23 protein-coding genes are annotated in these 21,535 nt (G+C 60.2%); 9 read left to right on the forward strand and 14 right to left on the reverse strand.

Going from position 1 to position 21,535, the window contains the following annotated elements:
- Positions 1-345: 345 nt before the first annotated feature.
- Positions 346-1,305, forward strand: a complete 960-nt coding sequence (locus V1475_RS02105) for an L-malyl-CoA/beta-methylmalyl-CoA lyase (protein ID WP_479411427.1) — start codon at positions 346-348, stop codon at positions 1,303-1,305.
- 109 nt (positions 1,306-1,414) lie between these two features.
- Here the strand turns inward: V1475_RS02105 and V1475_RS02110 are convergent, their stop codons facing one another.
- Positions 1,415-1,687, reverse strand: coding sequence for an AraC family transcriptional regulator (locus V1475_RS02110; protein ID WP_479411428.1), 273 nt, complete (start codon positions 1,685-1,687; stop codon positions 1,415-1,417).
- Between the two features lie 25 nt (positions 1,688-1,712).
- Positions 1,713-2,255, reverse strand: coding sequence for a helix-turn-helix domain-containing protein (locus V1475_RS02115; RefSeq protein ID WP_479411429.1), 543 nt, complete (start codon positions 2,253-2,255; stop codon positions 1,713-1,715).
- Positions 2,256-2,384: 129 nt separating this feature from the next.
- On the opposite strand from V1475_RS02115, the gene V1475_RS02120 reads away from it, so the two are divergent.
- Entirely contained in the window at positions 2,385-3,347 is a 963-nt protein-coding gene (locus V1475_RS02120) for an acetyl-CoA carboxylase carboxyltransferase subunit alpha (RefSeq protein WP_479411430.1), read from the forward strand.
- 61 nt (positions 3,348-3,408) lie between these two features.
- Here the strand turns inward: V1475_RS02120 and V1475_RS02125 are convergent, their stop codons facing one another.
- The 4 genes from V1475_RS02125 to V1475_RS02140 are packed head-to-tail and all read right to left on the reverse strand — an operon-like array spanning position 3,409 to position 6,363.
- Positions 3,409-4,014 carry a pyridoxamine 5'-phosphate oxidase family protein gene (locus tag V1475_RS02125; RefSeq protein WP_479411431.1) on the reverse strand — a complete coding sequence of 202 codons (606 nt, stop codon included), beginning with the start codon at positions 4,012-4,014 and terminating at the stop codon, positions 3,409-3,411.
- Positions 4,015-4,055: 41 nt separating this feature from the next.
- On the reverse strand, positions 4,056-4,796 hold the full coding sequence (locus V1475_RS02130) for a lysophospholipid acyltransferase family protein (RefSeq protein WP_479411432.1): 741 nt from the start codon (positions 4,794-4,796) through the stop codon (positions 4,056-4,058).
- Entirely contained in the window at positions 4,796-5,695 is a 900-nt protein-coding gene (locus V1475_RS02135; RefSeq protein WP_434290201.1) for a cell division protein FtsX, read from the reverse strand. The genes V1475_RS02130 and V1475_RS02135 overlap by 1 nt, the downstream gene beginning before the upstream one ends.
- Complete coding sequence (locus V1475_RS02140) at positions 5,692-6,363, reverse strand: cell division ATP-binding protein FtsE (protein ID WP_434290199.1); 672 nt, start codon at positions 6,361-6,363, stop codon at positions 5,692-5,694. The genes V1475_RS02135 and V1475_RS02140 overlap by 4 nt, the downstream gene beginning before the upstream one ends.
- Before the next feature lie 165 nt (positions 6,364-6,528).
- Between V1475_RS02140 and V1475_RS02145 the strand changes: the two genes are divergently transcribed.
- A complete protein-coding gene (locus V1475_RS02145; RefSeq protein WP_479411433.1) occupies positions 6,529-7,548 on the forward strand; it encodes a zinc-ribbon domain-containing protein in 1,020 nt (339 codons plus the stop codon).
- 13 nt (positions 7,549-7,561) lie between these two features.
- On the opposite strand, the gene V1475_RS02150 is transcribed toward V1475_RS02145, so the two are convergent.
- From V1475_RS02150 to argH, 4 genes are read right to left on the reverse strand one after another with little or no spacing between them, the layout of a single operon-like run.
- The gene (locus V1475_RS02150) at positions 7,562-10,075 is read right to left on the reverse strand and encodes a DUF4175 domain-containing protein (protein WP_479411434.1); all 2,514 of its coding nucleotides are present in this window, start codon (positions 10,073-10,075) and stop codon (positions 7,562-7,564) included.
- Positions 10,076-10,119: 44 nt separating this feature from the next.
- The gene (lysA, locus tag V1475_RS02155; protein ID WP_479411435.1) at positions 10,120-11,385 is read right to left on the reverse strand and encodes a diaminopimelate decarboxylase; all 1,266 of its coding nucleotides are present in this window, start codon (positions 11,383-11,385) and stop codon (positions 10,120-10,122) included.
- Positions 11,386-11,436: 51 nt separating this feature from the next.
- Positions 11,437-11,604 (reverse strand): hypothetical protein, encoded by a 168-nt coding sequence (locus tag V1475_RS02160; RefSeq protein ID WP_434290191.1) that lies wholly within the window; start codon positions 11,602-11,604, stop codon positions 11,437-11,439.
- Positions 11,601-12,992, reverse strand: coding sequence for an argininosuccinate lyase (argH, locus tag V1475_RS02165; protein ID WP_479411436.1), 1,392 nt, complete (start codon positions 12,990-12,992; stop codon positions 11,601-11,603). Before argH ends, V1475_RS02160 begins: the two co-directional genes overlap by 4 nt.
- Positions 12,993-13,005: 13 nt before the next feature.
- Here argH and V1475_RS02170 point away from each other — a divergent pair, with 13 nt between their 5' ends.
- Positions 13,006-13,620, forward strand: a complete 615-nt coding sequence (locus tag V1475_RS02170) for a TlpA disulfide reductase family protein (protein ID WP_479411437.1) — start codon at positions 13,006-13,008, stop codon at positions 13,618-13,620.
- Here V1475_RS02170 and V1475_RS02175 read toward each other — a convergent pair.
- Positions 13,571-14,866 (reverse strand): PAS domain-containing protein, encoded by a 1,296-nt coding sequence (locus V1475_RS02175; RefSeq protein WP_479411438.1) that lies wholly within the window; start codon positions 14,864-14,866, stop codon positions 13,571-13,573. The genes V1475_RS02170 and V1475_RS02175 overlap by 50 nt on opposite strands.
- A 343-nt stretch (positions 14,867-15,209) precedes the next feature.
- On the opposite strand from V1475_RS02175, the gene V1475_RS02180 reads away from it, so the two are divergent.
- From V1475_RS02180 to yddG, 4 genes are all read left to right on the forward strand, one after another.
- A complete protein-coding gene (locus V1475_RS02180; protein WP_479411439.1) occupies positions 15,210-16,037 on the forward strand; it encodes an EAL domain-containing protein in 828 nt (275 codons plus the stop codon).
- Between the two features lie 152 nt (positions 16,038-16,189).
- Positions 16,190-17,365: an acetyl-CoA C-acetyltransferase gene (locus tag V1475_RS02185; protein ID WP_479411440.1), complete on the forward strand. Its 1,176-nt coding sequence runs from the start codon at positions 16,190-16,192 to the stop codon at positions 17,363-17,365.
- 141 nt (positions 17,366-17,506) lie between these two features.
- Complete coding sequence (phbB, locus tag V1475_RS02190; RefSeq protein WP_434290179.1) at positions 17,507-18,229, forward strand: acetoacetyl-CoA reductase; 723 nt, start codon at positions 17,507-17,509, stop codon at positions 18,227-18,229.
- Positions 18,230-18,315: 86 nt separating this feature from the next.
- Positions 18,316-19,179 carry an aromatic amino acid exporter YddG gene (gene yddG, locus V1475_RS02195; protein WP_479411441.1) on the forward strand — a complete coding sequence of 288 codons (864 nt, stop codon included), beginning with the start codon at positions 18,316-18,318 and terminating at the stop codon, positions 19,177-19,179.
- Between the two features lie 9 nt (positions 19,180-19,188).
- Here yddG and V1475_RS02200 read toward each other — a convergent pair whose 3' ends face one another.
- The 3 genes from V1475_RS02200 to V1475_RS02210 form a co-directional block, all read right to left on the reverse strand.
- Positions 19,189-19,356: a YdcH family protein gene (locus tag V1475_RS02200; RefSeq protein WP_434290176.1), complete on the reverse strand. Its 168-nt coding sequence runs from the start codon at positions 19,354-19,356 to the stop codon at positions 19,189-19,191.
- Positions 19,357-19,489: 133 nt separating this feature from the next.
- A complete protein-coding gene (locus V1475_RS02205; protein WP_479411442.1) occupies positions 19,490-20,251 on the reverse strand; it encodes a tRNA1(Val) (adenine(37)-N6)-methyltransferase in 762 nt (253 codons plus the stop codon).
- Entirely contained in the window at positions 20,248-20,466 is a 219-nt protein-coding gene (locus V1475_RS02210) for a putative signal transducing protein (protein ID WP_434290171.1), read from the reverse strand. The genes V1475_RS02205 and V1475_RS02210 overlap by 4 nt, the downstream gene beginning before the upstream one ends.
- 50 nt (positions 20,467-20,516) lie before the next feature.
- Between V1475_RS02210 and V1475_RS02215 the strand changes: the two genes are divergently transcribed.
- Positions 20,517-21,515: a polyprenyl synthetase family protein gene (locus tag V1475_RS02215; RefSeq protein WP_434290169.1), complete on the forward strand. Its 999-nt coding sequence runs from the start codon at positions 20,517-20,519 to the stop codon at positions 21,513-21,515.
- Positions 21,516-21,535 lie beyond the last annotated feature (20 nt).

Consider the following 21,535-nt stretch of genomic DNA (forward strand, 5'->3'; position numbering starts at 1 on the left):
CTCCGGTTGCGTTTGTGAAACAGTGCCCGAGATTCGTCGCAAGGTGCTGCGGAATTTGCGTCAGAGGGACTGACGGAATGGGAGAATATCCCGATTTATTTTAAAAAATCGGTGATATTTTCGCATTGATTGCAAATTGAGCAGTTTAAAAACTTTCTTAAGTGAAATTTTCGGGACACTGAGACTGCAACCCAAGTTCTATTATTGATCTGTTCTTGCGATGAGCGATTTTTCCGGCCCCGATTTCGCCAGCGCCGCGGCGCAGAATCCCTCTTGCGATACGGTGCGCAAGATAATAACAACATATCTGAAAAAATCGTAACATCCTTATCAGGAGGAGATTGGATGTCCTTCCGCCTTCAGCCCGCCCCCGCCGAACGCCCGAACCGTTGCCAGCTTTTCGGCCCCGGCTCGAACACCAAGCTGTTCCCCAAAATGGCGGCCTCTGAGGCGGATGTCATCAATCTCGATCTCGAAGATTCCGTTGCGCCTTCGGACAAGGACGCGGCGCGCGCCAATATCATCGAGGCGATCAAGACGATTGACTGGGGCAAAAAGACCCTCGCCGTGCGGATCAACTCGCTCGACACGCCGTATTGGTATCGCGATGTCGTGGATCTTCTGGAACAGGCGGGGGAGCGCCTCGACCAGATCATGATCCCGAAAGTGGGCTGCGCCGAGGACATCTATGCCGTCGATGCGCTCGTAACCGCGATCGAGCGCGCCAAAGGCCGCACGAAGAAAATCAATTTCGAAGTCATCATCGAATCCGCCGCCGGCATCGCTCATGTCGAAGCCATCGCAGCCAGCTCTCCGCGGCTTGTGGCCATGAGCCTTGGGGCGGCGGATTTCGCGGCCTCGATGGGCATGCAGACCACCGGCATCGGCGGCACGCAAGAGAATTACTATATGCTCCATGCGGGGACCCGGCATTATTCCGATCCGTGGCACTGGGCGCAGGCCGCCATCGTCGCCGCCTGTCGCACCCATGGCATCCTGCCGGTCGATGGGCCGTTTGGCGACTTCTCCGATGACGAAGGCTACCGCGCGCAGGCACGGCGCTCGGCCACGCTCGGCATGGTCGGCAAATGGGCGATCCATCCGAAACAGATCGCTCTGGCCAACGAGGTGTTCACCCCGTCCGAGGAGGCCGTCGCAGAGGCGCGTGAAATCCTTGCCGCCATGGAAGAGGCCAAAGCCTCCGGCGCGGGTGCGACCGTCTACAAAGGCCGTCTCGTCGACATCGCCTCGATCAAACAAGCGCAGGTCATCGTCGCGCAATCCGAGCTGATCGCGAACAGCTAAGACTTCCCTCCGGTCGTTTGGAGGAGGCGACCGTTGAGGAAAGGCGCCCCGGGATTTCGGTTCCGGGGCGCTTTCGTTTCAGAGGATCGGTGGCTTTAGATCGGTGGCCTCAAAGGATCGGCGCACAGATCAGTGTCACCAAATCCTCAGGCGCTGTGTCCATTGGCGTGTTTTCATAGATTTCAAACGGCGGTCCATCGCGCGGCTCCTCGCCACTTTCGGGCAACCATTTGCCGTAGAGATAGTCATAGGCCTGACGCAACCCCGGATAAGCCCCGACATGGCGCAACACGGCATAGCGACCACCGCTCAACGCATAGGCTTCTAGCGGAGGTTCAAGATCGACCTCTGCGGTCAGAATAAATCCGGCCATGCTCCGCATCTCCTCAACCGGCACCTCACCGGGATTAGAAAAATACACCCCCCACCATCGACCCAAGCGCCGGCCCCATCCCTCGCGACAGCATCGTTTTCGCGGCCACTTCGAACGCCTGTCCGATCTCGATGTAATCGCCCTTGTGCGCGACTCCTGCGAAAGAGGCTGCCGCGCGGTCTTCGGTCGTGATCTCATACATAACGTAGTCTCCTTTTTCATTGAGCCGCAGAGGCGGCATCTCGACGCCGCGCGCGCGAAAGGCGGTGGGCGTCAGACCAAAGGCATCTTGAAAGGCGCGGGAGAAACTGCGCGGATTGGGATAGCCGCATATCAGGGCAATCTGTTCGATTTCGTCATCGGTGCGCACCAACAGATGCGAGGCCTTGAACAGCCGCACCCGCCGGATGAACCCCGCCACTGTCTCGCCGGTCATGCCCGAAAACACCCGGTGAAAATGGAATCGCGACAAGGCGGCAACATCCGCAAGCGTATCGAGCGACAAATCGCCATCGAGATGGGCGTAAACGTGATCCAACACCCGCAAGAGACGATCTTCATAAGCGTGCCGCGTCATATAACCCCTTGGTCCTTTCAACATATCCTCGACCAGAGACATATCGTTTCAGTAGATCACAAATCTTGCTGAGTTGCACCCCGTGCGGAAAATAGCCATATACGGGGTCGAAACCGTTCGGAGGTCCGCATGACTCACTATCTCGAATTCGAAAAACCGCTCGCCGAGATCGAGGGCAAAGCCGAAGAGCTGCGCGCTCTGGCACGGGCCAACGAGGAAATGGATGTCGAGAAAGAAGCAGCGGCACTCGACAAAAAAGCGGCCGATATGCTGAAAGACCTCTACAAAGGTCTGACGCCCTGGCGCAAATGTCAGGTCGCGCGTCACCCCGACCGACCGCACTGCAAGGACTACATCGAGGCGCTGTTCACCGAATACACACCACTTGCCGGGGACCGCAACTTTGCCGACGATCATGCCGTCATGGGCGGGCTTGCGCGTTTCAATGACCAGCCTGTGGTGGTGATCGGTCAGGAAAAGGGCAATGACACGAAATCCCGCATCGAGCGCAATTTCGGCATGGCGCGCCCCGAAGGCTATCGCAAGGCCATTCGCCTGATGGATCTCGCCGACCGTTTTGGCCTCCCGGTCATCGCGCTGGTGGACACGCCCGGCGCCTATCCCGGCAAAGGCGCAGAAGAGCGCGGCCAGTCGGAAGCAATCGCGCAATCCACCGCGAAATGTCTCAACCTCAAGGTGCCGATGATCTCCGTCATCATCGGCGAGGGCGGCTCCGGGGGTGCGGTGGCCTTTGCCTCCGCCAACAAGGTCGCGATGCTGGAGCATTCGGTCTACTCGGTGATTTCGCCGGAGGGCTGCGCCTCCATCCTCTGGAAGGACGCGGAGAAAATGCGCGAGGCTGCCGAAGCGCTGCGCCTCACCGCGCAAGACCTGCACAAGCTTGGCGTGATCGACCAGATCATCCCGGAACCTCTGGGCGGCGCGCAACGCGACCGCGAGGCAGCGATTGCCGCCGTGGGTAAGGCCATCGAGGCGATGCTCACTCCGATGAAAAAGAAAAAGCCGGAGACCATCGTGAAGGAACGTCGCAAGAAGTTCCTCGACATGGGCTCCAAGGGACTTGCTGCCTGAGATTTGAGTGTTTCAGGCGCAAAGGAAACAGAGGCCGTGCGACAGCGCGGCCTTTTTTTCGTCACCACATGCTCTTTGCGGCGCGCTCCGGCCATTCCTCGTCATAGGCCTTGCCGCCAACCCGACCCTCGGTGAGGGCTGCGAGAATATCTCCGACGCTCGGAAGCCCGTCACTGTCGTCCCGCCCCTCCCAAAGCCCGGCGCGCATCAGGGCACGAGCGCATTGCGTATAGATCTCAGAAATTTCAAAGACGATGACAGACCGCGGATGTTTGCCATTCACCTCGAAGGACCGGCGCAATTCGTCGTCCAGCGTGACAAAAGCCCGCCCATTGATCCGCACCACGTTGTTGGAGCCGGATACAAAAAGCATGAGCGAAGCGCGCGGGTCGCGCACGATGTTGCGCAGGCTGTCGATCCGGTTGTTCCCCGCCCAGTCGGGCAGCGCCAGCGTGCCGGGATCAAGCTCCCGCAGCACAGGCTCCTTGTCGCCGCGCGGCGAGGCATCCGTGCCTTCGGGGCCGACGGTAGAGAGGATACAAAGGCGGCACCGCCCAAGCCAGAGCCGAAACTCCGGCGTCATGCGGCGCGCGACCTTTTCTGTCGCGGCAGCGCCCGGAGCACCATAAAGGGCTTCCAGTTCGGAAATCTCGGTCACATGTTTCATATCGCTCGCCTTAGCCACACAAGATCACGCCAAGATGACACTCAGGCATTTGGCGGCAGTTTGAAACCGGCCTCGGTCATGAGACGGTCGGAAGCGCTTTCCACCACCTCTTCCAACTCGGCCATGACCGCTTTCATGTCGCGGCCCGCAGCAATGCGCGGCAGGAATTCGACCACTGCCGTACCGCGACCACGATAAATGCCGTGACGCGGCCAGAACACACCGACATTGGTGGCGGCGGGCACGAGATCCTGCCCGGTCTGCTCATACAGCACACCCGTGCCGATTTTGTAGGGCAGATGGGCACCGGCGGCGACACGGGTCCCTTGCGGAAAGATGATCAACTGGCCGGGCAGAGCCGCACCGGATCTCACATCCGCGATCATCTTCTTGATCGCCATGCCGCGCTTGCCACGATCCACCGCAACACAGCCGATGCGCTTGGCGTAGTAGCCGACGATGGGCGCCCAGACGAGTTGCTTCTTCATAATGAATTTCGGTCGTGGCACGGCGGAGACGATCAGGATGATGTCGAAAAAGCTCTGGTGCTTGGCCCCAATCAGGACCTCATCGGTCGGCACCTCGCCTCGAATCTCGGATTTCAGCCCGACGATGACGCGCGCGGAAAAGCGCACCCAATGACAATAGGTATGTGCCGCCTTGAAGGCCCAGTCGCGTTTGATCATTGCGAGCGGCGTGAAGACAATCGCGAGGACCACCATGGCCAGATACATCTGGATCACGAAAATCAGCGAGAGAAGCCACTGGATCGGATAGGGCATCACATCAACCTCCGAAGCGTTTGATTGGCCGCGACACGGGTAGCGCCAAAGGCCACAAGCGCAGCCAGGACCGGGATCGTCAGCGGCCAGAACCATTGTGCGCCGACAAAGCCCAGACCGGTAAGGAAACTCCCGACCTCATCCGCGCTCGGAAGAAGAGCGACCGCGATCATGCCGAGGAAGGTTCCGATGAGCGCGCCGCTCAGCCCCCGCAGGGTAAAGCGTCGCACGAAAGCGCCCGCAATGAAGCGGTCAGTGGCCCCGACGAGCCGCAGGGTCCGGATCACCTGACCATTGGCCGCAAGGGCCGCATTGGCCGCCAGCGTGATCATCCCGCCAGTGACACCCGCGATCAGGATCAGAGACACCACGCCCAAAAGCCGCAGACGCTCGGCCGCACGCAGCAAGGGTTTGCGCCAGCGGCTGTGATCGTCGAGCACTGCGCCGGGCGCTTCGCCCGCCAGACGAAGGCGCAATCCCTCGGCATCAAAGCCCTCGGGCGTTTCCTGCACATCGATCAGTGCCGGCAAGGGCAGGGTGTCGAGCGGCAGGTCGGGACCGAACCACGGCTCCAGAAGCCCCGTTTCCTCCTCTGCCGTCAGCAACCGCGCCTCAGCCACGCCCGGCGTGGTCTCAAGCACCTTGAGCGCGGCGGCGACCTGCGCATCGATCTGCTCGGCGGGGGCGGAAATGCGCAGGGTCGAGCCGCGCGCCAGCTCGTTGCCCCAGCGCTCCGCCAGACGTCCGGTCGCCATCGACAGCGCCAGAGCGAAGACGGCCAGAAACGCCATGGCGGCAGAGGTGATCACAGTCAGTTGCGCCGTGAAGCCCGACGGCGGCACCACGCGCCCGGAGGCGTTTTCGCTGAAATTGAGGAAGGGCAGTAGAATGGTTTTCACAGGTCCGCCCCCGATTGTTGAATCCGCCGATTGGAGATGCGCAGCACCCGGGCAGCGACCTGAGATTTGGCCTGACGGATCAGATGCAGATCGTGTGTGGCAATCACCACGGTCTTACCCATCCGATTGAGTTCAATAAGCAATTGCAGAAGCCGCAGCGACATTTCCCAATCGACGTTGCCGGTGGGTTCGTCGGCCAGAATCACATCGGGCGACATGATGACCGCGCGCGCCAATGCCGCCCGCTGACGCTCGCCCCCGGACAGTTCGGGCGGACGGGCCTGAAGCTGTTCCGACAACCCGACCCAGGCCAAAAGATCGAAAAGATCTCCATCATCGCGCGGCTGGCCGGAGACAGTCAGCGGCAGAGCAACGTTTTCCGCAACGCTCAGGTGATCGAGGAATTGGCAATCCTGATGCACCACACCGATGCGCCGACGCAAAAGCGCAACCTCGTCGCGCCCCATCCCCCGCGTATCCTCGCCAAAGATCGAGACCCGCCCGGCAGTCGCCTGCAACTCGCGATAGCACAGCTTGAGAAAGGTTGTCTTGCCCGTCCCGGAAGGCCCGGTCAGGAAATGAAAAGACCCCGGCGCCAGCGTCAGGGACATCTCGGTCAGAAGCTCACGCCCCCCGTAGCCGTAGCCAGCATCATGAAACTCGATCACACGGCACCTCTGCGAACCCCTATGTATTCGCGACAGTTTTGCCTCACCGGTCAAAAGCTTTCAATCCAACTGTCGCAAAAACATGGACAATTCGCACATGTGCGTTAAGAATTGCGGAAAATCGCGCGGTTCCATGCGCATAATGTCTCGGTGGCAGGGGAAAATATGCGGCTGATCTGTCCCAATTGTGGCGCTCAATACGAGGTCGATGCACGTGTCATCCCCGACACAGGCCGGGATGTTCAGTGCTCGAACTGCGGCCACACCTGGTTCCAACGTCCGGCGCATCTCGATCAGGAGCTGGCCGAAGAACTGGGCTATGAGCTCCCGCATGAGGACCCGCCTCCGGGTCATGTCGAGACGGAAGAGACCGAGAGCGTTGTCCCGGAATTCGATGAGACGCCTGTATTCGAAACCTCCGTCGCAATCGAAGAGAGTGAACCCGCAGAACCCGTAGAAGATCTGCACGTCCCGGAGCCGATCAGAGAGACCACCGGGGGGGAGGTCGCAGAAGCGAGGCCCGAACCCGCTGAAATACTGCCCGTTTTCGAAACCGAAGACACAGCCGCAGAACCGGAAGAAGAGGCAACTGAAGCCCGCCCTGCCGCCCAAAGCGGCTCTGCGCTCAAGGACAGCGTGCGTGACATCCTGCGCGCCGAGGTCGAGTTCGATCAGGCCATGCGTCAGTCGCAGGGAGAAACACTTGAAACCCAGCCTGACCTCGGGCTGGAAGAACCGGCACAGGACAGCGCCAAGAAAAGCCTGCGCGACCGCATGGCGCGGCTGCGGGGCCTCGATCCCGCCGACAGCGGCATCGTCGCCGGAAGCGTCGCCGCCGCCACCGGCAAGCGTCGCGACCTTTTGCCGGACATCGAAGAAATCAACTCGACGCTCAGCGCATCGTCCGAGCGCAATGAGGACGGCACCGTTCCCGACGAGGACACCCGCCGCGCCCGTGCGGAACGCTCCGGCTTCCGCTCCGTGTTCCTCGTTCTGGTGCTTGCGGCCATCATGCTCGTGGCGCTTTACGTTCTGGCTCCGGTGATTGCGGAAAAAGTCCCCGCACTGGCAGGCGTCATGGAAAGCTATGTCACAGCCGCCAACGCGTTCCGCGTCTGGCTCGACCGACTATTGTCTTCGGCGAGCGTGCGGCTCAACGCCTTGCTCGGTCAGTTGAACTCCTGAAACGTCAATTGACTCAGAACTGATCCAGCAGGCGGTTGAGGTAATCCCGTTCTTCCGCCTGACGTTGTTGTTCGCCGGACCGACGCCGGATTTCGTCCAAAAGCTCTTCCGCCCGGCGATAAACATCTTCGCCCTCATAGAACTCGTCATCGCTGCCGAAACGACCAGCATCGCCGGGTTTGCGCCCGAGCGGATCACGCCGGGCCGCATCATTGCCGGACTGGCCTCCGGCTTCGCCCTGTTGGCCGTCCTGATTTTGCTGGTTCTGCGCCTGTTGTTCGCCCAGACGACGCATGCCTTCGCGCAACGCCTCCATCGCCTCGGCCTGCCGCCCCAGCGCACCGTTCAGATCGCCCTCGCGCAGCGCGCCTTCGGCCTCCTCCATCGCACGATCCGCCCGCTCAAGGGCTCCGCCGACACCATCTTCCCCTTCGCCCTGCCCGCCGGGAATGCTGCCGCGCTGGCGTTGCAGCTGATCTCGCAGGGCTTGCTGACGCTCTGAAAGCGACTGTTCATTTTGGCCATCGCCCGGTTGCTGTTGACCGCCTTGCTGTTGACCTTCGCCCCCCTCGCCGGGCTGCTCCTCTGGCTCGCCGCCCCCCCCGAACTGTTCCTGAAGATCCGAGAACGTATCGTCGTTGAGTTGTTGCTGGTCGCGCAGCATATCCTGAAGGCCCTGCATGCCTTGCTGTCCCTGACCGCCTTGGCCCTCGCCTTTCGTGACACGCATGTTTTCTAACATTTCGGCGAGCATATCCATGAGCTGCTGTGCCTCGGCCATGCGCCCCTGTTCCATCAGCTCCTGAATTCGGTCCATCAACTGCTGCAACTGATCCTGAGTGATCTGTTGCCCCTGATCCTGACCTTGGTCAGGCATGTCGGTGTCGTCGCCATCCTCGCCCTGCTGTTCGGCCAGTTGCTGCATGTAATCGCGAGTGGCCTCGCGCAGCTCCTGCATCAAGCGTTCGATCTCTTCCGGCGTCGCCCCATCGCGCATGGCCTGCGAGAGGCGTTCCTGCGCCCGGTGCAGCCGCGCGAGCGCTTCTTTGAGCTGCCCGTCTTCCAGTTCCAGCGCAATATCCCAGAGGTTCGTGGCGATGGTGTCGAGCTGTTCATCGCTTAGCCGCCCCGCGCGCCCTTCGATCTGACCGATGGCCTCGCGCAGACGAAAATAGGTCGCCATCTCATCGAACATCTCGGTCGGGTTGACCGACACGGCACGCAGCACCTGCGCGGTACGCGCAGCATTCTCGCGGTTCCACAAAAGCTCGCGGCGCTGATCCACGATGGCCGCGGCCAAAGGATCGAAAAACCGCCGGGTCGGCAGGATCGTTTGCCCCAGAGCCGCAGCGCTTTCCTGCCCTGCCGCGTCCCAAGCCGTGAGGCTCAGCTTGACCGGCAGTCCTGCAAACGGATGCTCGGCGAGATTTTCGGCAATCATCCCCTCGATCTCCACGCGATCGCCGGTTTGCGGCAATATCACCGGCAAGGTGACTGCCTCGCGCGGCTCGGGCGGCAGGGCGAAACCATAGCGCTTCTCAACCACCTCCGGGTCGCGGGAGATCGTCAGTTCCGCGCGTGTTACGCCGAAATCGTCACGCAGGCGAAATTCCTGACGCGCCTCGCCCGAGGGCGCGCGGGTCATCAGGCCGATGAGTTCCGCTATGGGAGGCTGATCCGGTTGCAGCGCCACATCCCACAGCCGACCTGTCGGACCGTCGATCTCGATTTCTCCCGCCTGCCGGATCATGAAATCGTGCAGGCTCATATTGTCATCGCCGGAAACGGTTTCACGCAGCGTCAGCGCTCCGCCCTCGCCGTAGAACCGCAGCGTCACGTCGGAACCTTTCGGCACCTCGAATTCGGCATCGAGATCGCCGAGATACAGCGTCGGCTTGCCAGCATAGGCGGGTGGACGCACCCAGCCTTCCCATGTGGGGCCAATGGCGATCTCCGATCCGTCCTCCCCCAGATCCCCCAAGCTCCCGGCTTTCTCGAACGAGCCGAACACAAGCCCCATAGCCAGCGTTGTCAGCGCGATGAGGCGCAACGCAAACGGGTCTGCGGAGGACAGTCGCAGCATCGGCGCGATGGCATGTACATCACGCAAACGTTCCACCATGCGACGGCGATGCGCGTGCCAGATCGCTTCCGAAGCGGCATCACCGGCCCCGATCAACGGCGTATCGCAGAGCGCCTGCAACGGACGCCCCGGCAGGTCCGCATCGACCCGCGACATGGTCTCCGACGCGCTCGGCAAATGCAGGCGGCGCAGGCCATGGATCAGCGCCCAAAGCGACGTGAGCACAAAAACCGCAACGCAAAGCCAAAGCCCCCAAAGAGGCAAGGCATCCTGCACGCCGAGCATGGAGATACCCAACGTGAACGCGACCAGCGAAAACAACGGCCAAAATGCCGTTCCGAACCGCTCAAAGACCAACCCCGCCCCGGTCAAGCTCAACGCAAGCCTCAGCCGCCGGGCAAGGCTCTGGTCAAGGCTGTCTCGGAGCTGTCGGTCAAATTCCATACGTCTCGCCCGAGGCTTCGGGTGCGCATCGGGATGATCCGCGCTCAGAGCCACGCAGGGATGGTATCGCGGTTTATCATCTCGTCAAAGCTCGGACGCTTGCGAATGACAGCGAATTGATCGCCCTTCACCAGAACCTCGGGGATAAGCGGCCGGGAATTATACTCCGAGGCCATCACCGCGCCATAAGCTCCCGCCGAACGGAAGGCGACCAAATCGCCCTCGCCAAGACCGGGCATGTTGCGCGCCTTGGCAAAGGTGTCGCCGGTTTCACAGACCGGACCGACGATGTCCATCGGGGTCTGATCCTCTCCGGCCTCGGGCTCCGTCACCGGAATAATGTCGTGATAGGCGTCATACATCGAAGGCCGCACGAGATCGTTCATCGCCGCATCGACGATAAGGAAATCACGACCTTCGCCATGTTTTAGATAGATCACGGAGGAGACCATGATCCCGGCGTTGCCAGAGATCAGCCGCCCCGGCTCGATCTCGATCTCGCAACCGAGATGCCCGACTGTGCGCCGGATCACGTCGGTATATTCCACCGGCAGCGGCGGCGCAGAATTCGAGCGTTCGTATGGAATGCCAAGCCCGCCGCCCAGATCGAGACGGCGGATGTCATGACCATCGGCCCGCAGCGCTTCGGTCAGTTCGGCGACCTTGGTGAAGGCCAACTCGAACGGCTCAAGCTGGGTGAGTTGCGACCCGATATGCACGTCGATGCCGATCACGTCGATCCCCGGCATCTCGCCCGCGCGTTTGTAAACCTCGCGACAGGTGGCAATCGGAATTCCGAACTTGTTCTCCGACTTGCCAGTCGCGATCTTCGCGTGGGTTTTCGCATCCACATCCGGGTTCACCCGCAGCGCGATGGGGGCTTTCACGCCAAGCGAGACAGCCACCTCGTTGAGGGCCTGAAGCTCCGGCTCGCTTTCGACGTTGAACTGGCGAATGCCGCCTTCGAGCGCGATACGCATTTCCTCGCGCGTCTTTCCGACCCCCGAAAACACGATGCGTTCGCCCGGAAATCCCGCCGCCTTCGCCTTGAGATATTCGCCGATAGACACCACATCGACCCCGGCGCCCAGCTCGCACATCAGCTTGAGCACCGCGAGGTTGGAGTTCGATTTCATCGCGAAACAGACGAGATGATCCATGCCGGACAGCGCGTCATCGAACAATTTGAAATGCCGGGTCAGCGTCGCGGTGGAATAGACGTAGAACGGCGTCCCAACCTGCGCTGCAATATCGCTCACGGCCACATCTTCGGCATGGAGCACGCCGTCTTTGTAGAGGAAATGGTCCATCTGGGTCTTTCACTTTCAGGGGCACGCACGCCCCGGATCAGGTCTCGAAAATCAGTTCGCCGGGAAGTGGATGTTGATCGCCGTATCGGTATAGGCCCCGGCGCGGGAGTTCACCCCCACAGTGGTCGACACCCCCACCTCAGGTGCCACCGGCTCACCATTCACGCCACAGGCGGCCAGCCCGGCCAACAGCAGCAAAGTCACAACAACGCGTTTCATCCGAGCACCTCTTTCCAACGGGCGATCTGCGCACGCACCTGCGCGGGCGCGGTTCCCCCGTAGCTTGTGCGCGAAGCGACCGAGTTTTCAACCGTCAAGACGTCGTAAACCCCTTCGGTGATCGCTTCGTGAACGGATTTCATTTCCTCAAGGCTCAAATCCGGCAGATCGACACCTTTCTTTTCGGCCATAGCGACCAGCGCACCGGTGACATGGTGGGCATCGCGGAACGGCAGCCCGGCTTCGCGCACCAGCCAGTCGGCCAGATCGGTCGCCGTCGAAAATCCGGAGGCCGCGGCGGCGCGCAGGTTGTCGGTCTTGGCGGTCATATCCGACACCATCCCAGTCATTGCGGCCAGCGCCAGCATCAGGTTGTCGGCGGCGTCGAACACCTGTTCCTTGTCTTCCTGCATATCCTTGGAATAGGCCAAGGGCAGGCCTTTCATCACGGTCATCAGCGCCACGTTCGCGCCGAAGATGCGACCAATTTTAGCGCGGATCAGCTCGGCGGCATCGGGGTTTTTCTTTTGCGGCATGATCGAGGAGCCGGTGGAGAACCGGTCCGACAACGCCACGAACCGGAATTGCGCCGAGGACCAGATCACCAATTCTTCGGCGAAACGCGACAGGTGCATGGCGCAGATCGAGGCGCAAGACAGGAATTCCAGCGCGAAATCGCGATCCGCCACGGCATCGAGAGAGTTCGCCGTCGGACGATCAAAGCCCAGCGCTTCTGCGGTCATGTGACGGTCGATCGGGAAACCCGTCCCCGCCAATGCGGCGGACCCCAGCGGGCTTTCGTTCATCCGCACACGGGCGTCTTTGAAGCGCGACATATCGCGACCGAACATCTCGACATAGGCCATCATGTGATGGCCCCAGGTCACGGGTTGCGCGGTTTGCAGGTGGGTGAAGCCCGGCATCACCCAATCCGCCCCTTTTTCTGCCTGCGCGAGCAGCGCACGGATCAGCGCCTCGAGCCCGGAAACCGCGGCGTCGATCTGATCGCGCACCCAGAGTTTGAAATCGGTCGCCACCTGATCGTTGCGCGAGCGCGCCGTGTGCAGACGGCCAGCGGCATCGCCGATGATCTCCTTGAGACGCGACTCGACATTCATGTGGATGTCTTCGAGGGCCGTCGAAAACACGAAATCGCCGCGCTCGATCTCTGACAAAACCGTGAGCAGGCCTTCCCGAATGGCCTCGGCATCGGTATCGGTAAGGATGCCCTGTTTGGCGAGCATCGCCGCATGGGCACGTGAGCCTGCGATGTCCTGGGATGCCAGCCGCTTGTCGAAATCGATGGAGGCATTGATGGCTTCCATGATGGCGTCGGGTCCGGCGGCGAAGCGCCCGCCCCACATCGCGTTGGATTTCTTATCGGTCATGGACGTGTCCCGCATGTTGAAAAAGCTGATTGCCGCCACCCTTTATACGGCCCTGAGCCTCGGTGCAATTCCCGCCACCGCAATGGACCTGAGCGCGGCTGCGGCGCTGCGCGAAGGCAGCCTGCAAAAACTCGGCTTTCATGACGAGGCGAAGACCGTCAGCACCCTGCCCTTCACCACCGCGGAAGGCGTGGAAGAGGTCCTTTCCGATTATCAGGGCAAGCTCGTGCTATTGAACTTCTGGGCCACATGGTGCGCCCCCTGTCGCAAAGAGATGCCGGCCCTTGATCAGCTCTCCTCCACCTATGGAAATCAGGGGCTGGTGGTGTTGCCCGTGGCGACCGGGCATAACCCGCTCCCGTCGATCCGGTCCTTCTATGAAAAAGCGGAGATTCAGTCGCTGCCGCTCAGGATGGATGGCAAAGGCGCCATGGCCCGTGACATGAGCGTGCTTGGCCTGCCTGTTTCGATCCTGATCTCGCCAGACGGCAAGGAAATCGCCCGCATGACAGGGGATGCGGAATGGTTTTCCCCCTCCGCACAGAACATCGTCACCGAACTGCTCAGTTCCTATGCGCTCAGCGCGACAGGCCTCCCCTCGCAGAATGATGGTGCAGAGAACCATTGAAGGTGCGCGGCATGGCCGCCTCGACCAGCGCCTTGATCCGCTCGGCCAGTGACATGATCCGCTCCAAAGTGGCATCGATTTCGACATGGAACGTATCGAGTTGATTGATCACCGGCATGAGGGAGGCCGATTGGGCACCCAGACGCCCGGCCTCGACGCGGCATAGCACACGGATCGAATCGAGCCCCGTGACAAGCTGGCGCAAGTCCTTTGCAGATCGCGTCAGCGCCGTGACATCGTTGAATACCGACACGAGAACCGATCCCGATTCGATCATGTAGTCGTCGAGCATGATGGTCAGAATATCCACTTCCGTCTGAAACCCGTCCAGCTCCGTATGTTTACCAAGGGCAGCCAGAGAGACCTCCTTGACCTCACGCTGCAAACGGGAGGCCGCCATCATGAACAACCCCTTGTAAACCCGCAGCATCACGGATTCGGACAGGTTGCGGGTCCCGTTGTCGACCCGAAATCCGCCCAGATGATTGGTGACCTCGTCGGACATAAGACGATAATTTTGCGAAATCGCCGAAATCGGTCCGCCTGCCGGTTCCAGCCGCGAGGCGACGATTCGCATATTCGACGGGATTCCGCGAATTTTCGCGAAGGCCGCAAACAGCGCCTGTTGCTCCTTGTCGAGTTCAAGCAAGGTCGGCAACAACTCCTTCAAGCTGCGCAAACGCCCATCTTCCATTCGTGACAAGGCAGCGTCACGGGCACTCATTTCCTGCGCGATGGCATAGGAACTATAGGCGCCATAACTTGGGAAACCGAGTTCCTTCAGCCTGGCGCGAATGGCCGCAGCGCTTTCCTCCGGGCTCAGCCCCTGTTCCTTTTCAAATTTCAGAAAAGCCTTGTAGGCTGCCTTGGCGCCTTCCAACGCCGCCGAGCTCGGTTTCATCCGAACCGAGACAAAACCTCCCTCAATCGGGGAGACAACGGCATAAACCCAGTAATATCGTCCGTCCTTGGCGCGGTTCTTCACATAGGCTCCCGTGGCGAGCCCCTTCTTGATGCGCCCCCAAAGGATGTAGAATACCCCCTTGGGCATGTCCGAATGCCGGATGATCTTGTGCGGGGCCCCCACCAGTTCGTCCCATGAATAACCGGAAATCCGGCGGAACACTTCATTGCCCGCCGCAATCACCCCACGCTCGTCGGTGCGGGAAAAAAAGAGTTCTTCGATGTCGAAAGCCGCTTCATCGGCCTTCTCCGCAATACGCGCATCGGAATATTGGAGCGTCATCGCAAGTCCTGTTCTGTCCATTTGACTGTAGTTGAACAGAGTGAGATTGCGATCTGGTTAATCTGTGTCGTCCATTTGAAAATTTCAGACGGTTCCCGTGGCGGGTCACATACGAAAGGCCCCTAACCATATGTCACAGACGGAAAGAATATATAATTCTCCATAAATCCTTGCGATCAGATGCCAAAAAAAACTCGCCTTGCGAAAACGTTCGAAGAAACATGACTTTGGCAAATTGATGTTATTTTTACTCTCTTTTTTGATGAATTCGCCAATTTACCCGCCGTTATCCCAAGCACGCGAAAGTACCCCTCGCACGACCAAAGCGAGACAAGGTGACGGGATGATCGATTCTGGCTATGACAACAATGAATTCGGAAGCCCGCTCTCTGTGGCGGTTGCCAACCGGGACCGTCATACGATGGAAATGGTTCAGGAGGCGCTTCGCAAGAAGCAGGTGATGCTCGCCTACCAACCCATCGTTCAGACCCTTCGCCCCGACCGGCCCGCCTTTTACGAGGGGCTGATCCGTGTGCTGGATCAAAGCGGCCGTGTGATTCCCGCCCGCGAGTTCATCAACGTGGCTGAAACGACGGAAACCGGACGGCAGCTCGACTGTCTTGCGCTGGAACTCGGCCTTAAGGCGCTGAATGAGTACAAGGATTTACGTCTCGCGATCAACATGTCCGCGCGGTCCATCGGCTATCCTCGTTGGAAAGAAACCCTGACAACCGGCCTACACAAGGACCAGACAATCGCGGAACGGCTGATTCTCGAGATCACCGAAAGCTCGGCCATGGTGATGCCCGATCTCGTCTCCGTTTTCATGTCCGAACTCCAGGCCATGGGAATTTCCTTTGCTCTGGACGATTTCGGGGCGGGTTACACCGCCTTCCGCTATCTCAAGGACTTCTATTTCGACATGGTAAAAATCGACGGAGAGTTCATCCGTGGCATCGCCTCCTGCCCCGACAATCAGGTGCTGACACAGGCGCTCGTCGCCGTGGCGAAGCATTTCGACATGTATACTGTGGCCGAATTCGTTGAGAACGCCGCCGATGCGGAATATCTGACCGAGATTGGAATCGACTGCATGCAGGGGCATTATTTCGGCGCCGCGACAATCGATCCGGTCTGGCACAATCGCGACAGCCGCAAAAAAGCTGTCTGATATCGGCGGCAAAGCGTCTCAGAGTTCGCTTGATGGTTGAAAATGCTGCAAACGCGGCATAGAGCTTCTAATGGGGAGCGAGCAACTTTGTTGCAAATATTGCGGGCTTTGGGCAATCTCCCCATAACCAAAATGGGAGAGAGATTATCATCATGACCAATGTCGTTATCGCATCCGCAGCACGGACCGCCGTCGGCAGCTTTTCCGGGGCCTTCGCCAACACCCCCGCGCACGATCTCGGTGCCTGTGTGCTCGAAGCCCTCGTGGAACGCGCCGGGATTGAAAAAGCCGAAGTATCGGAAACTATCCTCGGCCAGGTCCTGACCGCCGGTCAGGGTCAAAACCCCGCCCGTCAGGCCCATATCAAAGCCGGTCTGCCGATCGAATCCGCCGCCTGGAGCATCAATCAGGTCTGTGGCTCCGGTCTGCGCACCGTTGCTTTGGCCGCCCAACACATCCTGCTCGGCGATGCCGACATCGTCTGCGCCGGTGGTCAGGAAAACATGTCCATGTCCCCCCATGTCGCCAACCTGCGTGCCGGTCACAAGATGGGCGACATGAAGTTCATCGATTCGATGATCAAAGATGGCCTCTGGGACGCCTTCAATGGTTACCACATGGGGATCACTGCCGAGAACGTCGCCAATCAGTGGGAGATTTCCCGCGAGATGCAGGACGAATTCGCTCTTGCCTCCCAGAACAAAGCAGAGGCCGCGCAAAAGGCCGGGAAATTCGCTGACGAGATCGTGTCCTTCACGGTGAAATCCCGCAAAGGCGACATCGTCGTGGATCAAGACGAATACATCCGTCACGGCGCCACCATCGAAGCCATGCAGAAATTGCGCCCGGCCTTCGACAAGGACGGCTCCGTCACGGCTGGCAACGCCTCCGGCATCAACGATGGCGCCGCCGGTGTCCTTCTGATGTCCGCTGAGAATGCCGCGAAACGCGGGATCGCCCCGATGGCGCGCATCGCGTCCTACGCCACCGTCGGTCTCGACCCGTCGATCATGGGTGCAGGCCCGATCTTTGCGTCGCAAAAGGCACTGGCGAAAGCCGGTTGGAAAGCCTCCGACCTCGATCTCGTCGAAGCCAACGAAGCTTTCGCGGCGCAGGCCTGTGCCGTGAACAAGGACATGGGGTGGGATCCGGCCATCGTCAACGTCAACGGTGGTGCGATTGCCATCGGCCACCCCATCGGCGCTTCGGGCGCCCGCATCCTCAACACGCTGCTGTTCGAGATGGTCCGCCGCGATGCGAAAAAGGGCCTCGCCACGCTCTGCATCGGCGGCGGCATGGGGGTTGCGGTCTGCGTTGAGCGCGATTGATCCGCAGGCGGGGATAGCCCCCGCCGCTGATCTTTCATCTCGCCCGCAAAGATTTTCTGCATTCGCATAGCAATATTGTTGCGGATGCAGAATATTATAGATAACAAGATTACAAGCATAGGATTGATAAGGAGGAGTATCATGTCCAGAGTCGCTCTTGTGACCGGCGGATCGCGCGGCATCGGCGCCGCCATCGCCAAAGCCTTGCAAGCTGCGGGCTATACCGTCGCCGCCAACTATGCGGGCAATGACGAGGCCGCCGCGAAGTTCACCGAAGAAACCGGCATCAAGACCTACAAATGGTCCGTGGCCGATTACGATGCCTGCGTCGAAGGCATCGCCAAGGTTGAGGCCGAACTTGGCCCGATCGACGTGCTTGTGAACAACGCCGGCATCACCCGCGATGCGCCGTTCCACAAAATGACCCGCGAGCAGTGGCAGCAGGTCATGGATACCAACCTGTCGGGCGTGTTCAACATGACCCATCCGCTCTGGACGGGCATGCGTGACCGCAAGTTTGGGCGCGTGATCAACATCAGCTCGATCAACGGTCAGAAAGGCCAGTTCGGTCAGGCGAACTACTCCGCAGCCAAGGCCGGTGACATCGGTTTCACCAAAGCGCTGGCCCAGGAAGGCGCGCGGGCGGGCATCACCGTAAACGTGATCTGTCCGGGCTATGTTGCCACCGAAATGGTCATGGCCGTTCCGGAGAAAGTCCGCGAATCGATCATCGCGACGATTCCGGTGGGGCGTCTCGGCGAGCCGGAAGACATCGCACGCTGCGTGGTCTTCCTTGCTTCCGACGATGCGGGATTCATCACCGGCTCGACCATCACCGCGAACGGTGGGCAATACCTCACCTGAGCCTGTGCAAGATCGCAAAACGAGGGTCGCCGTTTCGGCGGCCCTTTTCTTATTGCGGAGCGCCGCAACTCAGGCTTAATCGCGCCATGACACGCAAATCCGCCACCTCCATCGGCTTTCTCGCCGTCCTTCTTTGGGCCCTGCTCGCGCTTTTCACCGTCGCAAGCAACCCGGTTCCTGCGTTGCAACTCAACGCGGTGAGTTTTGCCGTTGGCGGTGTGATCGGCCTGTTGTGGATCGCGAAGAACAACGCCTGGCATGAGCTACGAGGCGTCTCGCCGCTGGTCTATGCCTTCGGGACCGTCGGGATTTTCGGCTATCATTTCCTCTACTTCTCCTCCCTGCGTCTGGCCCCTCCCGCCGAGGCCGGGTTGATCAATTATCTCTGGCCGTTGTTGATCGTGCTGTTTTCCGGGCTCCTGCCCGGAGAACGCCTGCGCCCGCTGCACATCCTCGGCGCAGTCCTCGCGCTCGTCGGCGCGCTTCTGGTCGTGGCACGTGGCACATCCTTCACCGGAGAGGCCGCACTCGGATATCTCCTGGCGCTTGGAGCTGCCTTTACATGGGCCAGCTATTCGGTGATTTCGCGTCGGATCGGCCATGTTACCACGGCCTCGGTCACTGTGTTCTGTCTCTTGGCGGCCGCACTGTCTTTCGTCACCCATCTGGCGTTCGAACAAACCGCATGGCCTGACAGCATGTCAGGTTGGGGCGCGATCATCGCGCTGGGTCTCGGGCCCGCGGGCGGGGCGTTCTATCTCTGGGATATGGGGATGAAGAAAGGGGATATTCAGCTTTTGGGAACGGCGTCCTATGCCGCACCGCTTTTGTCCACTCTGGCTCTGATCCTTGCCGGAATGACGGAGCCGCGTCTGACGCTTTTGCTCTCGGCCGGGCTGATCATGCTCGGGGCCGGTCTGGCCGCTTATCAAAGCCGCCAAACCGGGTGATCTGACGCGTCAGGCGGCGCTGAGGCGCGCGATTTCTTCTTTGATGCGGAGTTTCTGTTTTTTCAGATCTGCGATCCGAAGGCCATCGGCGCCGGGCGAACGCTGGGCATGTTCAACGGCCTCCGAGAGGGATTGGTGCTTTTTCTTCAGTTCCTGGATATGGGACGTCAAGCTCATGTTTTCTCCTCTCTGAGTGTGTCAGCCATGTAAAAGCTGTGTGACAAGTGCACCATAGAATCCGAGTCGTGTCACTGCTTTGTTTTGAAACAAAGTGACCAGAATATTAGCTTTTGCGAAATATCGCCAAATCTCAGCCGGACCATGGCAAGGCATCGCCGCCTCGCAAAATCTTGACGACCTGAGAGGTGTAATCGTCGCCATCGTGCTTATGTGACACACCCTCATGCATCACAAGCGGTTCTTCCAAGACAAAGGCAGCCCGCCCGCCCTTGCGCGCCTGAAAGATCACGAGCTTCGCCGCACGCCCCGGACGCGGCTGAACCGGACGGACACGGAGCGAGCCGAGGCGGTTGTCACAGACGGCCAGCATATCCGGCAGACGATCGGCTTTCTGGATCATCGTCAGATAACCCTTGGGTTTGAGCCGCCGCGTCGCTGTGTCGATCCAGTCGACAAGCGGTGTTTCTCCTGCGAGCGCCACATCACGCCCGACATCCTCAGCGGGCGTCGAGCGATGACGTTCGTAATAGGGCGGATTGGCGATAACATGGTCGAAGGTCTGCTCTTTCACCGCACCAGGCAGGTGACGCAGATCTGCTTCGAACACCTTCATCTCCATGCCGTTCTCAACGGCATTGCGGCGCGCGAGATCGGCATAGAAGCCCTGCACTTCGACCCCAGCGAGCGACAACCCCGCCACACGCGCAGCGAGGCAGAAGGACGCAACCCCGCCCCCGCAGCCAAGCTCCAGAACGGACTGACCGGGAGATGCAGGTGTGGCTGCTGCCAAAAGCACCGGATCGACCCCGGCGCGATAGCCCTTGCGCGGTTGATAAATCTGCAACCGCCCGCCCAAAAACGCATCGAGGCTCAGCTCAGAAGATCCGCTCACAGATCCTCCAGCTCGAAATCATTGTCCTTGAGGATACGCCGGGCCTGCGCGAGATCGTCATCGCGCACCATAAGGCGGCGCGGCAATATGCCGATGCTGCCTTCGAGGACGCTCATATGGACGTCCATTTCAAAGCAGTCTATATCCTCTCCGGACAAGAGCGCTTTGGCGTAGACGATCTGGGTGGGGTCGGTGGTGCGCAGAAGCTGTTTCATCGCGATGATTAAAGTACAGACCGAAAGGTTTGTCGAGCCGAGGAGGTCCCATGGGACTGGATAAAGCCGCCGTGAAGCCGCATGAAAGACTGGCCGCCGCTCTGGCGCCCGAACTTGAGGCCGTCAACGCGCTGATCCGGGAGCGGATGTCGTCGGAACACGCGCCGCGCATTCCCGAGGTAACCGCGCATCTGATCGAGGCCGGCGGCAAGCGGTTGCGTCCGATGCTGACGCTGGCTGCAGCCAAGGCCTGCGGTTACAGCGGCCCCTATCACATTCACCTCGCCGCCACGGTGGAGTTCATCCACACCGCCACGCTTTTGCATGACGACGTAGTGGATGAGAGCGCCCAGCGGCGCGGGCGGCCGACCGCAAACCTTCTGTGGGACAACAAATCTTCGGTTCTGGTCGGCGATTATCTTTTTGCCCGCTCGTTCCAGTTGATGACCGATGCCGACAACATGCGCGTGCTGCGCATCCTGTCGAATGCCTCGGCGACGATTGCCGAAGGCGAAGTGCTGCAACTCACCGCTGCGCAGGATTTGAAGACCGACGAAGCCATCTATATCCAGGTGGTGCGCGGCAAGACCGCCGCTTTGTTCGCCGCCGCCACCGAAGTCGGCGGCGTTTTGGCAGGTGCGGATGAGACGGTTGTGAAAGCGCTGTTCGATTATGGCGATGCGCTTGGGATTTCCTTCCAGATCGTCGACGACCTTCTGGATTACTGGGGCTCCGAGCAGACCGGCAAGAACGTCGGCGACGATTTCCGCGAACGCAAGCTGACCCTGCCGCTGATCAAGGCGGTGGCAAAGGCCGATGCGGAAGAGCGCGCCTTCTGGGTGAAAACCATCGAAAAGGGCAAGCAGGACGAAGGCGATCTGGAACACGCCATCGCGCTTTTGAACAAGCACGATGCTCTGGAAGAAACCCGCGTGATTGCGCTCGACTGGGCAGACAAGGCGAAAGCCGCGCTGTCCGCTCTACCCGAGGGCGAGATCGTGGAGATGCTCTCCGACATTGCCGATTACGTGGTCGCGCGCCTGCGCTGAGGCGCTCGCCCCGCGCTGAA

It is taken from the genome of Celeribacter sp. SCSIO 80838, from assembly GCF_056498065.1.

Coding starts and splice junctions, on each gene's coding strand:
- V1475_RS02105 (WP_479411427.1), top strand. CDS start 346: ATGTCCTTCCGCCTTCAGCCCGCCCCCGCCGAACGCCCGAACCGTTGC.
- V1475_RS02110 (WP_479411428.1), bottom strand. CDS start 1,687: ATGCGGAGCATGGCCGGATTTATTCTGACCGCAGAGGTCGATCTTGAA.
- V1475_RS02115 (WP_479411429.1), bottom strand. CDS start 2,255: ATGACGCGGCACGCTTATGAAGATCGTCTCTTGCGGGTGTTGGATCAC.
- V1475_RS02120 (WP_479411430.1), top strand. CDS start 2,385: ATGACTCACTATCTCGAATTCGAAAAACCGCTCGCCGAGATCGAGGGC.
- V1475_RS02125 (WP_479411431.1), bottom strand. CDS start 4,014: ATGAAACATGTGACCGAGATTTCCGAACTGGAAGCCCTTTATGGTGCT.
- V1475_RS02130 (WP_479411432.1), bottom strand. CDS start 4,796: ATGCCCTATCCGATCCAGTGGCTTCTCTCGCTGATTTTCGTGATCCAG.
- V1475_RS02145 (WP_479411433.1), top strand. CDS start 6,529: ATGCGGCTGATCTGTCCCAATTGTGGCGCTCAATACGAGGTCGATGCA.
- V1475_RS02150 (WP_479411434.1), bottom strand. CDS start 10,075: ATGGAATTTGACCGACAGCTCCGAGACAGCCTTGACCAGAGCCTTGCC.
- lysA (WP_479411435.1), bottom strand. CDS start 11,385: ATGGACCATTTCCTCTACAAAGACGGCGTGCTCCATGCCGAAGATGTG.
- V1475_RS02160 (WP_434290191.1), bottom strand. CDS start 11,604: ATGAAACGCGTTGTTGTGACTTTGCTGCTGTTGGCCGGGCTGGCCGCC.
- argH (WP_479411436.1), bottom strand. CDS start 12,992: ATGACCGATAAGAAATCCAACGCGATGTGGGGCGGGCGCTTCGCCGCC.
- V1475_RS02170 (WP_479411437.1), top strand. CDS start 13,006: ATGTTGAAAAAGCTGATTGCCGCCACCCTTTATACGGCCCTGAGCCTC.
- V1475_RS02175 (WP_479411438.1), bottom strand. CDS start 14,866: ATGACGCTCCAATATTCCGATGCGCGTATTGCGGAGAAGGCCGATGAA.
- V1475_RS02180 (WP_479411439.1), top strand. CDS start 15,210: ATGATCGATTCTGGCTATGACAACAATGAATTCGGAAGCCCGCTCTCT.
- V1475_RS02185 (WP_479411440.1), top strand. CDS start 16,190: ATGACCAATGTCGTTATCGCATCCGCAGCACGGACCGCCGTCGGCAGC.
- phbB (WP_434290179.1), top strand. CDS start 17,507: ATGTCCAGAGTCGCTCTTGTGACCGGCGGATCGCGCGGCATCGGCGCC.
- yddG (WP_479411441.1), top strand. CDS start 18,316: ATGACACGCAAATCCGCCACCTCCATCGGCTTTCTCGCCGTCCTTCTT.
- V1475_RS02200 (WP_434290176.1), bottom strand. CDS start 19,356: ATGAGCTTGACGTCCCATATCCAGGAACTGAAGAAAAAGCACCAATCC.
- V1475_RS02210 (WP_434290171.1), bottom strand. CDS start 20,466: ATGAAACAGCTTCTGCGCACCACCGACCCCACCCAGATCGTCTACGCC.
- V1475_RS02215 (WP_434290169.1), top strand. CDS start 20,517: ATGGGACTGGATAAAGCCGCCGTGAAGCCGCATGAAAGACTGGCCGCC.